The organism is Aquisphaera insulae, assembly GCF_011064615.1.
Taxonomy (GTDB): domain Bacteria; phylum Planctomycetota; class Planctomycetia; order Isosphaerales; family Isosphaeraceae; genus Aquisphaera; species Aquisphaera insulae.
The window spans coordinates 63,838-77,867 of sequence record NZ_JAALJH010000006.1; the positions used below are offsets into that span (position 1 = coordinate 63,838).

Sequence of the window (14,030 nt, forward strand, 5' to 3'; positions counted from 1 at the left end):
ATGATCTCGACGGAGACGGCGCCGCTTTCCTCCCGAGAGAAGAGGATCTCCTGGTGCGCGAAGTGGGTCACGAGAATGGAGTGAGGATGAGGGGATCGGCCGAGCGAGTCGGGACGTCCAAGCAGCCGCATCGGGTGGTCGTCGTGGGGGGCGGCCTGTCCGGCCTGGCGGTCGCCCACCGGATCCAGGAACGGGCGAGGGCCGAGCGGCACGCGGTGGAGCTGGTCGTCCTGGAATCGCGGGACCGCGTCGGCGGGGTCATCTCGACGGAGCGGTCCCAGGGATTCACGGTCGAGGAGGGGCCGGATTCGTTCATCACCAACAAGCCGTGGGCGGTGGACCTCTGCCGCAGGCTCGGGCTGAGCGACCGGCTGATCGAGACCGATGCGACGCATCGCCGTTCCTTCGTCGTCCGCAAGGGTCAGCTCGTGCCGGTGCCCGAGGGATTCGTCCTGATGGCGCCCCAGCGGATCTTGCCGATCCTCACGACGCCCGTCCTCTCGTGGCGGGGCAAGCTGCGGCTCCTGATGGATCTGGTGCTCCCGCGCCGCGATGACCAGGCCGAGGAGTCGCTCGCCTCCTTCGTCCGGCGGCGGCTCGGCCGGGAAGCCCTGGAGCGACTCGTTCAGCCGCTGGTCGGCGGGATCTACACGGGCAACCCGAGCGACCTTAGCCTGAAGGCCACGATGCCCCAGTATCTGGCCATGGAGCAGCAGCACGGGGGCCTGATCCGAGGGGCCAGGGCCCAGGCCGCGGAGGCCCGGCCCAGGCAGCGCCAGGCTTCGGGTGCCCGGTATGGCATGTTCGTCTCGCTCGCCGAGGGGATGGACGGCCTCCCGAAGGCCCTGGCGGCGAGCTTGCCGACCGGGAGCATCCGGACCGGCGAGGCGGTTCGCCGGATCATCCGCCCGGTCGGGTCACCCCGATGGCAGGTCGAGCTCCTGGACGGTCCGCCCATCGAGGCGGACGCCGTGATCGTCACGACCGAGGCGCATGCGGCCGCGAGGATGCTCGACGTCGAGGACCCGGCGCTGGCGCTCCACCTCCGGGCCATCCCCTATGCCTCGTCCGCGATCGTGACCGTCGCCTACCGGCGCGATCAGATCCAGCATCCGCTCGACGGGTTCGGCGCCGTGGTGCCGGCCATCGAGGGCCGATCGATCCTCGCCGCCTCGTTCTCGAGCATCAAGTTCCCATCTAGGGCCCCAGAGGGGACCGCGCTCATCCGCGTCTTCGTCGGCGGAGCGACCCAGCCGGACCATTTCGAGCTCGACGACTCGGCCCTGTCCGCCCTGGTCGCTCGCGAGCTCGGCGACCTGATCGGCGCCTCGGGGACGCCCCTCTTCGAACGGATCTCTCGCCACCCTCGCGCCATGCCGCAATACGTGCTCGGGCACCTGGAGAGGGTCGAAGCGATCCGGATGAAACTGGCGAGACATCCCGGCCTCTTCCTCACGGGAATCGCCTTCGACGGGGTCGGGATTCCCGACTGCATCCACGGGGCGGAGACGACCGCCGATCGGGCCTTCGAGGCCCTGGCCAAGTCCATCATCGCCGCGGCCTGATCCACCGCCGCACCGGGCCAGCCGTCCGGAACAGGCCCGCCACGCCGACCAGGATCCCGGCGATCACGGCGAGCGTCACGAGCGCAACGGCCGCCAGGTGACTCTCGACACCGGTGTGGAGCAGGGACCAGATCACGAAGGTGATGGTCGTCACCCCCGGGGGTTGCAGGAGGTTCGTGGCGGGGAGCTCGCCGAAGGCCAGCACGAAGCTGGCGAGCCAGGCCGACAGGATCGCCCAGAGCGTCAGCGGGACAGCCACGCGGCGGACCACCCCGGCCGGGCTCAGGCCGTCGACCGCCGCGGCGTCCAGCAGGTCGACGGGCAGGATCCGGATCGACGTCCAAGCGATCAGGATCGCGTAGGGCAAGGTGCGGAAGACCTGGGCCAGGACCAGGATCGCCGCCGTGTCGTAGATGCTGGAAAACCAGCGGTAGGCGAGCCCGATCGCCATCCCGGCGACGGGGCCGGGCGTCGCCAGGGTGACGGCGGCCACGGTCAGCAAGAGCCAGAGCCAGGCCCGCGATCCCCGGCTCTTCCAGGCGAGGCACCAGGCCAGCGCGGTGGCGATCGTGGCGGCCGTCCCGGCCAGCCAGAGGCTCGTCCCGATCGGGCCACGGCACTCGTCGAGGGCAAACCGGAGAGAGCCCCGCAGGCCCCCCAGCGACCATGTCGGCGGCAAGCCGAGCCGGGCCGCCCCGCCCACTCGTCCCGCTCGCCAGACCAGGCTGCAGAGGGGGAGCGCGATCCCGCCGCAGGCCGCCAGCAGGCAAGCTCCCAGGCCGGCCCGCCAGCGTCCGGCCTGCCAGCGATCGGGACGCGCGAAGGCCGCCGCGAGCCGCGCCGGATCCGCCCGCTGCAAGGCCAGGCCCAGCGCCAGGATCGCGACCGAGAGGACGACGAAGGGGGGGAGCGCCACGAAGGCAGCCTCGGCGGGGCCATGTCCGAGTGTGAATCGGATGTACGACTCCTCGGCGTAAGTACGGATCTGCAGCAGGTCGGTCACGGTCATGTCGCCGGCGGTCAGCACGGCGACGGCCAGGGCGGCGGCCGCGATCGCGCCCAGCGACCTTCGCAGCGTCACGTTCCACGCCACGCGGCGCGGGGACATGTCGAGCGAGGCCGTCTGTTCGAGGTCCGACTCCACGGTCCGGAGTCCGATCCCGACGATCAGGACCACCCACGGGAGCACGGCCAGGGCATGGACGATCGCGGCTCCCGACCGGCCGGTGAGGAAGGGCCGAAGGCCCAGGTACTGGGACCGGCCGGCGTTTCCGAATGCGCCCAGCCAGGCCGTGGCGTGGAGCGGGAGCGGGACGAAGAGGGCGATGACCAGCATCGACAGGAGCATCCCACGGAACGGGGCGTCGATGCGGAAGAGGACCATCGCCAGCAGGACCCCCGCGGGCAATGTCAGGAGCTCCGTCGCGGTCACGAGCGTCAACGTCTCGCAGGCCAGTCGGAGCCACCGGGGCGTCGCTCCCGAATCCTCGATCACTTTGGCGGCGGCCGCGGGGTCGAGCACCTTACCGGTGTCGGGCTGGGGCTCGTCCGGCCACGTCTCGCGGATCCGGTCCGCCCACGTCGTGAGCCCCGCGGAGCGGAGCAGGGCCTCCGCCCGTCGCGGCCCGCCGGCCTCGAAGAGAGTGGCGGCGATCGGGAAGGCGACGAGGGCCGCGACGGCGGCGAGGACGAGGCACGAGACGACCGCGGACCCCAGCCGGCTCACGGCCTGAGCCCGGCGTTCCGCATCAGCTCGGCCGTCCGTTCGTAGGCCTCGGTGACCCATTCGTCGATGTGGGCCGGGTCGGGAGAGTACTCGAGCTCGATGGACATCGTCAGATCATCGATCCCAAGCTTCTTGATCGCGTCGAGGTAAGGGGGGAAGTCGACGACCCCACGCCCCGGCGGCAGGTCGCCGTGGACCTTGCCGTCACAGTCCGAGATGTGGACGTGGGCAACCCGCCCCCGCAGCGCCTCGATCGACGACGGGGGCTGGCCCGCCAGCGCCAGGTGGGAGATGTCAAGGTTCGCCTTGACCGCGGCGTGGTCCACGTCCTGGAGGAACCGCACCATGCTCGGGACGTCGCCCAGGAGCGACAGCCGGAACGGCTCCAGCTCCATCGCGATCTCGAGCCCGAGCCCGGCGGCATGATCTCCGAGGGAGCGGACGTGCCCGACGGCCGTGTCCCATTGTTCGGCCGGCGCGATGACCTCCTTCTGCCAGAGGTACTCGCCGAGCACCAGCAGCAGGTTCCTGGCGCCGAAGTCGTGGGCCATGTCCAGATACTTCCGGACCCGGTCGACGTGGAATCTCTGCACGCTCGGATTGAAGTCCGCGATCCCCAGGGCCGAACAGGCGAGGCTGATGATCGGGAGGCCGGCCGCGGCCGTCTGCTCGCGGATCAGCCGCCGCTCCCTGGCGTCGGTATCCAGGGGATCGGCGAAGATGTCGATCGTGTCGAAGCCGATCTCGCGCGTCCGCGCGATCCCGTATGCCGTGCCGCGGCCCGCCTGGACCCACGCCGAATTGATCAACCCGAGGTTCACGGGGGGAGTTCTCCTGGGGCGGTTCCCGACGCGGGGCCCTCCGACGGTGACGAACCGACGGCGGCGACCGCGGGCGAGGCGACGGGCGGGTCGACGTCCGGGATCGTGTCGCGCGAGGTGTCCAGCCCGGGGATCATGTCCGCCAGGGAGGCCGCCGGCTTGCGCCTCGGCTCGAGCGGGAGGTGCACCGAGAAGCAGGAGCCCTCCCCCGGGGCGGACTGGACCTCGATCCGCCCGTCGTGCTCCTGGATGATCCCGTAGCTGATCGACAGCCCCAGGCCGGTGCCCTGTCCGACCGGCTTGGTGGTGAAGAATGGGTCGAAGATGTGGTCGCGCGTCCCCGGGTCCATGCCGCAGCCGTTGTCCCGGACGTCGATCCGGATCCCCAGCGCCGCGGACTCGGCCGTGGTCTGGACCGTCACCTTGCCGTCCTCGCCGCAGGCGTCGATCGCGTTCGTCAGCAGGTTGACGATCACCTGGTGGATCCGCGCGGCCCGGCAGCGGATGACCGGCAGCGCCCCGAGGTTCATCGACACCTTCACGCCCTTCTTGCGTGCGTATCCCTTGATGATGTTGATCGAGGATTCGATGCCCGGGTTCAGGTCGACCTCGTTCCAGTCCCCCTCGTCCACCCGCGCGAAGAGCCGCAGCTCCTTGACGATGCGCTCGATCCGCCTGAGGCCCTCTCGCGTGCGGTCGATGAGCCTCGGCAGGTTCGACAGGCTGTAATCGAGGTCGATCCGCTCGTCCAGGTCCGCCACCCGGGCGGCCAGCTCCGGGCGGGCCTCGGCGAGGTTCCGGTCACCTTCGCGATAGATGTCGATGAGGGCCAGGAGGTCGCCGAGGTCGCGCTCCAGGACCGCCACGTTGTTGCTCACGAAGGAGAGGGGGTTGTTGATCTCGTGAGCCACCCCAGCCACGAGCTGCCCCAGGCTGGCGAGCTTCTCGGTCTGGACGAGCCGGCTCTGCGCCTGCTTGAGCGCCTCGTGGGCCTGATGCTCGGAATGGGCCAGTTCCTGGAGCGTGACGTTCTGCTCCTTGAGCTGCTCCTCCGCCCGGATCCGCGCCGTCACGTCCCAGAAGATCCCCTGGATGCCGATCGGCCGGCCGTCATCCGCCAGGATCGGCGACTTCATCACCTGGACGTAGAGCTTCTCGCCGTGGGTCGTGACGTGCTGCTCCACCACGTCCAGGACCTGCCCGCTCTCGATCACCCGGCGGTCGTCGCGGCGGTACTTCTCGGCGAGCTCCCGGGGGTAGAAGTCGAAATCGGTGCGGCCGAGGATCTGGTCCAGGCTGCGGCCGAGCTCGGCGCAGAACCGGCGATTGGCGAAGGTGAAGGCGCCGTCCAGGTCCTTCCGGAGGATGTTCTGCGGGAGCGTCTCCACCAGCGAGTAATACAGGACCTCGGACTCGCGGAGGGCCTGGACGGCCCGCCGGCGTTCGTCCGCCGCCGCCTCCAGGTTATACGACAGGTCGGTATGACTCTTCCTCAGCCTCCGGAGCGTCACCCAGGCCGCGAACATCACCACGCAGAGCCCGATCAGGGCGCAGGTGAGCAGGACGCGGCTCCATGTCCACATGGCCCATGGGGCGACGGACCAGGCCAGGATGACGTCGGGAATCTGCAACAACGCCAGCACTTCCCACCGGGTGGACCGCCGAGCCTTCCGCTGGCCAGCCGCCCGCGGCTGGTGCGTCGCCCCGCGGCGTTCCAGCTTACCACGTCCGATCCGCCAATTCCTCGAACTGAACGATGCGATGTTCCTTGCCGGCCGCGAGGACCGCCTCGCAGAGCGCGAGGGTTCGGAGGTTGTCGCGACCCGAGATGTCCGGCTCCCCGTCGGTCTCGACGGCCCGGAGCAACCCGGCCATCGTACCGGCGAAGGCGTCGGGAAACCAGGCCTCGGTCCACCTGGGCCGGTGCCATATCCCCCGGTCGGCCTTCGACGTGTAGTCGATGGTGCTGGCGACCCGTTGCGGCCACCCGGGCCAGCCGATCGTCCCCAGGGCCGTCCCCTCGGTCCCCTCGAACCGCCAGCGAATGCCGATCTCCGCCCCCGCGCCCTCCCTGGCGGGGCCGGCCCAGACGTCATCCCAGGCCGAGGCCCTGGCCCCGGAGGCGTATTCGAGGATGTAGAGGTTGATCCCGTCCGCGTGAGGGAACTCGGTCCGCGGGTCGGGCCGGGTGCTCGCCAGGACCCGCTCCGGATCGCCGAGCCAGTATCGAAACGTATCCAGGTGATGAATGCTCATGATGAACGTGGCGAGCGACCTTCCCCCCCGGGCCCAGGGCATCCAGTGGGGGATCGCCCTCATCTCGATCGTGGCGAGGACCGGATCCCCGAGCGTCCCGAGATCGATGAGCCGCCGGAGCGCCCGCACCGACTGGTCATACCGCATGTTCTGGTTGACCTGGAGCTTCACCCCCGCACGCTCGCAGGCCGCGACCAGCTCACGGGCCTCCGGCAGGTTATCCGCCAGCGGCTTCTGGGAGAGGATCCCCCGGACCCTTCGGGGATGGGCCAGGACCTGGCGGATGATCGCGGGCTGCTCGGCGGGCGGCACGGCGACGTCCACGACCTGGATGGTCGCCTCGTCGAGCATCTCGCCGACCGAGTCGAAGACCCGCGGAATCCCCCGCTCCCGCGCGACCTCCGCCGCTCGCTCGCGAGTCCGCGAGGTGATCCCCAGGACCGGGAACCCGGCCTCGCGATACGAAACCAGGTGGCAATCCCGGACGATGAACCCGGCGCCGACGATCCCGATCCCCACGTCCCGGCGGGCGGGGAATCGCGGCCGATGATCCTCTGGCCCGAGCGCGGGGGCACTCATTACGGGGTCTCCTGCCGGAACCATCGACCGAATTCCCGCTCGGCGGCCCCGCGACCGACGGCTCGGATGACCCTCGCGGCACCCAGCAGGGGGGCCAGGACGGCCATCACCAGGGTAGCCGCTCGCCAGCAGGTGATCCATCCGTCGGGCGCCGCCACCGCCAGGAATGCCAGGCCCGTCAGCCAGAGGAGGACGCCGTGCGGCTCGCACGCCTTGAGCAACGGCCAGGTCACCATGCCGGGCCCTCGCCTCGGCCAGGGGGCCGGGGGCGACGGCCTGCCGCCGCTCCCGCCGTCCACGCGGTACGTCTCCGAGGATGCCTTCAGCCGCTGGAAGAACGCCTTGTAGCGACAGTCATTGTGGAGCGAGAGCATCGCCCATCCGAGCGCGACGGCGAAGCCCGCGAGCGTCCACGCGGGCTGCCCCGTGCGCGCGGCCAGGCCATAGCCAAGCGCGAATCCGATGGACATGTTGACGACATGGTGCATCAGGTAGTCGAGGTACACGCCGTCGAGGCTGGCCGAGCCGCGCCAGCGGGCCACCTGTCCGTCCACGTGGTCGAGCCAGTAGCCCAGGTGGAGGGCGATGACCCCGGCGACGAATCCCGCGGGCGTGCCCGCGCCGATCGCCGCGGCCCCCGCCAGGCTCGCGACCAGGGCCGCGGCCGTGACCTGGTGCGCCGAGAGCCCCAGCCGCACGGCGACCCAGGTGCCGTAGATCGCCGACGGCCGGGAGATGCGGCGCGCCAGCCAGTTGCCCAGCTCGCGATGCCGGCCCTTCTGGGCCCGCGACCGGAGCTGGTCCAGCGTCGGCGACTCCGTGTTCATCGCGTGCGCTTCCCCTCGTCCCGCTTCCGGGCCTCTCGAGCCGGATCTTCCAGGCCGTAGATCGAGTAGTGGCGGACGACCCCGTCGACGTCGGCGAGGTCCTCCCGATAGACGGGCGCGTGCCCGTCGAGCCAGGGGGACAGCATGCCGCCGAGCGTCCCGTCGAACTCGACGTCGGACGACGGTTCCGGCGGGCAGAGCATCAGGTGAGTGTAGCCTTCCTTCCTGAGGGTCTCGACGATCTCGTCGGCGCTCTCGCCCTTGCCGCCGAGCCCGGTCCGGCGACGATGGGCCAGCTCCATGGTGTAGTCCCTCGGGATGTAGAAGCCCCGATGGTCCTGGCCGATGACGCGCGCCGATTCCGGCAGATTCCGCGCGATCCAGGCGCCCACGCGATAGCTCGGCTCCAGCCTCGCCAGGAACTGGGACATCGACTCCCGGCCGAGCACGGTGGTCGCGGCCCGCGCGCCTCGCGTCATCGCGATGCCCGCCTCCAGGCAGAGGACCAGCAGGAACGCGGCCGTCAGGGCCCGGGCCGCGATCGTCCTCCGCTCGCTCCATCGGCAGGCGAGATAGCCCACGCCCACCGACATCGGCCCGAGGGCGATGAGCAGGAACCGCATGCTCTGCCGCTGGGTCATGCAGGCCGCCAGGAACGCATACCCGAGCGACGACAGGCCCAGGACCCGTCGCGGGGCCCGCTCGACGAGCAGGGCGGGGAGGAAGAGGAGGAAGGCCGGGCCGAACTGATGCGCGAAGCTGTCGAACCGCGCCGGATCGAGCGACAGCGGCGCGATCGACGTGAGCATGTTCCAGGTCGTGACGGCGAGCGGCCGCTTGATCGGGTCGAGGACCTCGTCGAGCCCCGCCCCGCCGAAGAGCGGCTTGAAGAACGGGTAGACGGGATTCCCCGTGTAGACCGCCGCCCGCATGTACCAGACTCCCCCCACCAGGAATGCCGCGACGGCCATCGTCGCGGCATTCCGGAGCGAACCGGCCAGGGCCGTCCGACACCGCCAGCCCCCGTGCGTGACGGCCCGCGCCATCGTCGACGCCACCAGCAGGCAGAGCAGGACGAGCGCCGGATATTTGACCCCCAGGGCCAGGCCCGCGAAGACTCCCGCGAAGGCCCACGATCCGGCCGTCGGGGATCGCATGGCGCGGGACCAGGCCAGGACCGCGGCGACGCCGAACGCCGCGAGCGAGACGTCGTTGAGGGGCGCGGACATGCCGTTGCTCACGGCGGGGACCATCACCGCGACGGTCCCGGCCCACCAGGCCTTCCGGCCGAGCACGGGCCGGGCGAGCGCCGTGACCCCGGCGGCGAAGACGAGGCCGAGCACCCACTGGAGGCACCGGCAGGCCACCGGGCCGCGGAACTCGAGCGCGATCGCGTAGAGCAGCTCGGTGATGAGCGGGTAGATCGTCTCGTGGAGGTCGGGGTCGAAGACGATCGCCTGCCGGACCAGGAACACCTTGGGGACCTGGAGGTGGTAGCAGAGGGCGTCGCCGTCGGTCACCGGCACGAGCGCGGCGAAGGCCGTCGAGGCGAGCGTGATCCCGAGGCAGATTCCGATCACCCGGTCCGCCCAGCCGGCCGGCCGGCCGCCGACGTCGGGGTCGCGGTAGGCGACGTATTCGCGGACCAGCCTGGCCCCGGAGAAGATGCCGAGCTCGGTCGCCACCGCCAGGAGGACGGCAAGGCCGACCAGGTTCAGCCAGCCGGCGGTCCCCACGACCAGGCATCCCATCGAGAGGATGCCGAGCCCGAGCGGGGCCGTCAGCGCGAAGACGTCGGCGGGATGCTCCGGCAGCTCGACCCAAGAGCCCAGGAGCCGCTTCCCAATCCCCGCGGAGATCAGCGCGAGGAACAGGGCCATCGCCAGGTCCAGCATGCTCGCCTCTCAGCTCGGTTCGACCGGCGGCCGGGCCGGGCCCGACCGCTCCGGTAGTCGGTGTGATTCAGACGCGTCGGCCGTCCGGGGCGTCGGGGAGATCGCGGGGGATCAGGGCCACGCAGAACTGCGAGCACTCCGGCCTGGAATCCGCCGGGATCGGCCCGCATTCCAGCAAGGCCGCGCCGCGCTCCCGATACCAGGCGGCCGTGTCATATCCATAACGATTGTAGCTTTGGTCCGTTTCCTCGTTGTGCGCCGCGAGCCGACGCCCGACCCTGAGGACCTCGCGACGGATCCGCTCGGCGACTTCCGGTGGGTTGTGGAGGATGACCGCCGAGGTGACCACCAGGTCGAAGGAGTCGTCGGCGAAGGGGAGCCTCGCCCCGCTGGCCAGGGCGACGTCGACCCGCCTCGAGTCCGAGAGGAAATCCCGGGCCTGCGCGAGCTGAGTCGGGCTGAAATCCACCCCGACGAGGGGGCAATCGAGTCGCACCCGGAGGGCCCGGAGGAGCTTGCCGTATCCGCAGCCGATCTCGAGGACCGAGTCGGGCCGGTAGGCGGCGATCCGGTCGGCGATCCACTCGATCCGATCGGTCCTGGCCGCCTGGCCCTCCTGCTCGCGGAAGTAGTCGTAGCCCCCGCGCATCGTCCAGTAATGGCGAGGATCGGCGTAGACGAGGCGGCGCTTCCAGCCCGGCCACCGGCTCAGGGACCTCCGGAGGATCTTGTGCAGGGTGTACTGCGGCCCGCGAGTCCGGAGGGCCTGCCAGGCACGGACCGGCAGGGCCAGCGGGGGAGGCGACAGGATGCTCATGGAATTCCACCATCCGTGGTCGGTACGAGCCGGCGGTCGCTCGGGAGATCCGTCCGGCCCGCGGGATGCTTGCGTCGCATCCTCGGTTCGGCGGGTAGCCGCGGGCGCTCCCGCCTGCCGGGACTTCGAGCCCTCGTTGCAGAATCGCGGCGTGAGTCTACGCATCCTTGCCCGTTCGTCAAGGCCGCGCGGCCGCCCGGGATTCGCCTCCCCCCATCGTGACCCGGCGAACGTGCCGGAGGCGGTGTATCGGATCCACTCAACTGGAGCCCCTTGCGCTGGGATTCTATAATCGAAGAGGGCGGGAGTTGTCCCGCGACAGTGCCCGATTCGCGCGTGAGACGGGCCACGTCTCCCCTGGAGGTTGCGGGATGGGAATTGGATCTGGCCGGGCCCCCGTCGCCGAGCTTGCCTTTCAGGTGTTCGGTCGCGCGCTGCACCCGGACTGGTTCGCGACCCGCGCCCATCGCAGAGTCTCCCTGCCCAGATGGGAAGCCGACGTCCGGATCATCGAAGGGGGCCATGCCGTGATCTTCCGGCATGACCGGGCCCGACTCACGGAGATTCTCGCCGGGCCGGAGACGTCGCTGCCGGAGCCGGGACGCCTCTACCGCTCGCCGATCCGGTCGGAGCGCACGGCAAGCCTCCACCCCGACGGCTCGATCGAATACCAGTCGTGCTTCGAGGTCGAGCACCTGCATCCCGACGTCTTCCGCCACCTGTCCGAGGAGTTGACCGTGAGCCTCCCGAAGGGGGACCTGGTCCACCATCTTCGGTCGAGGAACCGCCTCCTTCCGGCACCGATCTCCCAGGTTCACATCGAACCGCGGGCCGCGGGGCTCACCGTGCTGGCGATCCACACCTTCCCCGACGAGAATGCGATCGTCCGCTCGTCTTCCCTCTGCGAGCTGGTCGCGCCCGAAGGCCGGAGCCGGTAAGCCACCGGCCGGCCCGAGCCGCCCGTCCCTCCGCGGCGCCGGGCTCGACGCGAAGGTCGGATCGAGCGATCGTCCGCGATCTGCCATGTCACGCCAGCTTCTTGCACATTTCGTGAAAACGCGTTAAGATTCGCGTGATGTCAGGAGATGTGCGACTCCCTGACATGCCGAATCTGCCTAGCTTGATCACCTTTCTCCCCGATCGAGTGCGGAATGGTGCCCACCATTCCCGGAGGCGAACGATGGAAAAGATGGAACATATTCGAGGCAAGATCCTCGAAGGCGAGCAAGTGGTCCTCGACCCGGTTGACGGCTACCTCGCGTGCCACGAGCACAAGGGGAAGAAGACCTATTACGGCTATTTCGAGATGGCCAGCGAGAACCTCCGGATCCTGAATCACGAGGTCTGCTATCGCCTGATCCTCGCCGATGGCCGCAAGGGGAACGTCTACACCGAGATTGTCCCGAGCAACGCCCAGGGGAAGTCGGTCGCCGAGTTCCACGTCTCCGGCGGCTTCAAGAAGTAATCCACCCGACGCCAGGTCGCGAGCCGGGATGCGGTCCGAGCCGCCCTCGGGGCACCATCGTGCCCCGTCGGGCGGAGGATGCGGCGGAACCGGCCCCCGCCGCATCCTCACGCCGGCCGAACCGCCGCGATCGACGTACCTCGGGCGATGGCCGCCCACTCCGTTGGACCTCGCCCAGCCGGGCCGATTGGCGGTCCGTCTGGTCCGGCATTGCTGCGCCACTCATCGTGCATTCCAGCTTTCCAAGGCGTGTTCGCCTTGCATCCAGGGGAATGCGCGGAAAGAATACGCAATTGCACGAGTCTGGGGGCGACGTCGTGTCGCGTCGCGACGGTTGACACGGTTAGGTAGTGCCGGCACGCGATGAAGGCGATTTCGGCATTCTGCGAGTGCGTGATGCGGCGACGAGAGCCGATACTTGAGGTGCAGTCGGGGCCGGATCGCGGGCGGCAATATCCCCGCGGTCTCGACGGCCGGCCGATCGCGAAGTCTTGGCGACTCGATCCGCCACGCCACGCCGCTGTTCACATGAACGTCAAACGGTCGGAAAGTCCGACCCGGGGGTCGATCCCGCGCATGGCCGTTATGAAGAAACCGATAGGAAAATGGAAAAAACTCTCGGGTCTCGCGAGCCGTCCTAAGTGGCGACGATATCAAGGTCCCCCCGTGCCATAGCGACGTCGCAATGGTCGCGCCGAAGGTCGGGGACGTAAATTTCAATTGGCGACGAATGTCCGGGCGTGTATCTTGCGTTCGTCCGGACGAGGGTGCTGCCGGGGTTCCCGGCGAGCGATTCGGCATCCGAGGAGCATTGCCACGATGCCTCATCTGTCCCGAATCGACCGTGTCCGTGGATCGTTGCTGGGCCTGGCCGTCGGAGACGCCCTCGGGGCGCCGCTCGAGGGCCTGACGGCACAGCAGATCCGGGCGCATTATGGTCGGATCAAGAACTACGTCGACGGTGTCCAGGCCTGGAAGCGAAAGCCCTATCGATGGCGGATGTCGGGGCTCTACTCGGACGACACGCAGCAGGCCCTGGCCCTCTGCGATGTCCTCCTCCAGCACGGTCGGATCGACCAGGACCACCTGGCCCGGATCTACCTCGACCTGGCGAACCCCAGGGGGGCATTCGCCGGGGCCCATCGCGGGATCGGGCGGAGCTTTCGCAAGGTGCTGGCCAACCTGGAAGGGGGTACGCCCCCGAACTGGAGCGGCCACCCGTCGGCCGGAATCGGCGCGGCGATGAGGATCGCGCCGGTCGGGCTCTACTTCGAGGACCGTCAGGACGAGCTGTATCGGGCGGTCCTGGCGGCGAGCATCATGACGCATCGCGACGTCCGCAGCCTGGCCGGCGCACTCGCCGTCGCGCATGGCGTCCGGAGGATGGCCGCGGGGGAGCCGCGCGATGCCAGCCTGCTCTTCTGGGTGGCCTCCGACGTCGCTCGCCATGAGGCCCAGATCGCGGTCGACTACGGCGAGGTCGTCCTCTCCTTCCCGGAGCATGCCCGATCCATCAGCCGGGCGCTGGCCCATGCCGAGACGCTCCTGGAGCTGCCGCGGGAACGCGCCCTCCAGTCCCTCGCCGAGGAGGCCAATCGCCACGGCGCCGTGCCCGCCTGCCGCAAGGCCACGATGGGCTTCCCTCCGGCCTGCATCCCCACCTGCTTCTACCTCTTCCTGACGACCGACAGCTTCGAAGAGGCCCTCACCGACGTCATCAACCTGGGCGGCGACACCGACACGGCGGGGGCGATCCTCGGCGCGCTCGCGGGGGCCCATTACGGGATCGATGCGATCCCCAGGAGATGGCTCGACGGCCTGCAGAACCGCCACGGCGTCGAGGCCAGGGCCAGGGCGCTCGCCCACGGCTCCATCGAGGGCCAGGAGATCCCCGACCTGATCTCGACCGAGCATCACCTCACCCGGATCGAGGGCGAGACGCTCGAGAATCATGCCCCGCTGTCCCGCAATGGGGGTGACCGCGGCGCCAATCGGGTGCTCTGATCGCCGATCGCGAGCATGGCGACCTGCCCGCGGAGGTGGCGGCAGGTCGCGGACGACGGTCCCGACATCGCGGTG

The 14,030-nt window shown here is 69.8% G+C and carries 11 protein-coding genes; 4 read left to right on the forward strand and 7 right to left on the reverse strand.

Going from position 1 to position 14,030, the window contains the following annotated elements:
• Positions 1-86: 86 nt before the first annotated feature.
• Positions 87-1,565, forward strand: a complete 1,479-nt coding sequence (gene hemG, locus G6O54_RS05555; RefSeq protein WP_165221318.1) for a protoporphyrinogen oxidase — start codon at positions 87-89, stop codon at positions 1,563-1,565.
• Here hemG and G6O54_RS05560 read toward each other — a convergent pair.
• The 7 genes from G6O54_RS05560 to G6O54_RS05590 form a co-directional block, all read right to left on the reverse strand.
• Entirely contained in the window at positions 1,549-3,291 is a 1,743-nt protein-coding gene (locus tag G6O54_RS05560) for an ABC transporter permease (RefSeq protein ID WP_165221322.1), read from the reverse strand. The genes hemG and G6O54_RS05560 overlap by 17 nt on opposite strands.
• Complete coding sequence (locus G6O54_RS05565; protein WP_165221325.1) at positions 3,288-4,112, reverse strand: sugar phosphate isomerase/epimerase family protein; 825 nt, start codon at positions 4,110-4,112, stop codon at positions 3,288-3,290. The genes G6O54_RS05560 and G6O54_RS05565 overlap by 4 nt, the downstream gene beginning before the upstream one ends.
• Complete coding sequence (locus G6O54_RS05570; protein WP_165221328.1) at positions 4,109-5,746, reverse strand: sensor histidine kinase; 1,638 nt, start codon at positions 5,744-5,746, stop codon at positions 4,109-4,111. Before G6O54_RS05570 ends, G6O54_RS05565 begins: the two co-directional genes overlap by 4 nt.
• 85 nt (positions 5,747-5,831) lie before the next feature.
• Positions 5,832-6,947 carry a Gfo/Idh/MocA family protein gene (locus G6O54_RS05575; protein WP_165221331.1) on the reverse strand — a complete coding sequence of 372 codons (1,116 nt, stop codon included), beginning with the start codon at positions 6,945-6,947 and terminating at the stop codon, positions 5,832-5,834.
• Positions 6,947-7,774, reverse strand: coding sequence for a CDP-alcohol phosphatidyltransferase family protein (locus G6O54_RS05580; RefSeq protein WP_165221334.1), 828 nt, complete (start codon positions 7,772-7,774; stop codon positions 6,947-6,949). The genes G6O54_RS05575 and G6O54_RS05580 overlap by 1 nt, the downstream gene beginning before the upstream one ends.
• A complete protein-coding gene (locus G6O54_RS05585) occupies positions 7,771-9,669 on the reverse strand; it encodes a glycosyltransferase family 39 protein (protein WP_165221338.1) in 1,899 nt (632 codons plus the stop codon). Before G6O54_RS05585 ends, G6O54_RS05580 begins: the two co-directional genes overlap by 4 nt.
• A 67-nt stretch (positions 9,670-9,736) precedes the next feature.
• Positions 9,737-10,486: a class I SAM-dependent methyltransferase gene (locus G6O54_RS05590; protein ID WP_165221342.1), complete on the reverse strand. Its 750-nt coding sequence runs from the start codon at positions 10,484-10,486 to the stop codon at positions 9,737-9,739.
• A 371-nt stretch (positions 10,487-10,857) separates the two neighbouring features.
• Between G6O54_RS05590 and G6O54_RS05595 the strand changes: the two genes are divergently transcribed.
• The 3 genes from G6O54_RS05595 (at position 10,858) to G6O54_RS05605 (ending at position 13,955) form a co-directional block, all read left to right on the forward strand.
• The gene (locus tag G6O54_RS05595) at positions 10,858-11,424 is read left to right on the forward strand and encodes a DUF2617 family protein (protein ID WP_165221345.1); all 567 of its coding nucleotides are present in this window, start codon (positions 10,858-10,860) and stop codon (positions 11,422-11,424) included.
• A 251-nt stretch (positions 11,425-11,675) separates the two neighbouring features.
• Positions 11,676-11,951: a hypothetical protein gene (locus tag G6O54_RS05600; protein ID WP_165221348.1), complete on the forward strand. Its 276-nt coding sequence runs from the start codon at positions 11,676-11,678 to the stop codon at positions 11,949-11,951.
• 819 nt (positions 11,952-12,770) lie between these two features.
• Positions 12,771-13,955 (forward strand): ADP-ribosylglycohydrolase family protein, encoded by a 1,185-nt coding sequence (locus G6O54_RS05605; RefSeq protein WP_165221351.1) that lies wholly within the window; start codon positions 12,771-12,773, stop codon positions 13,953-13,955.
• Positions 13,956-14,030 lie beyond the last annotated feature (75 nt).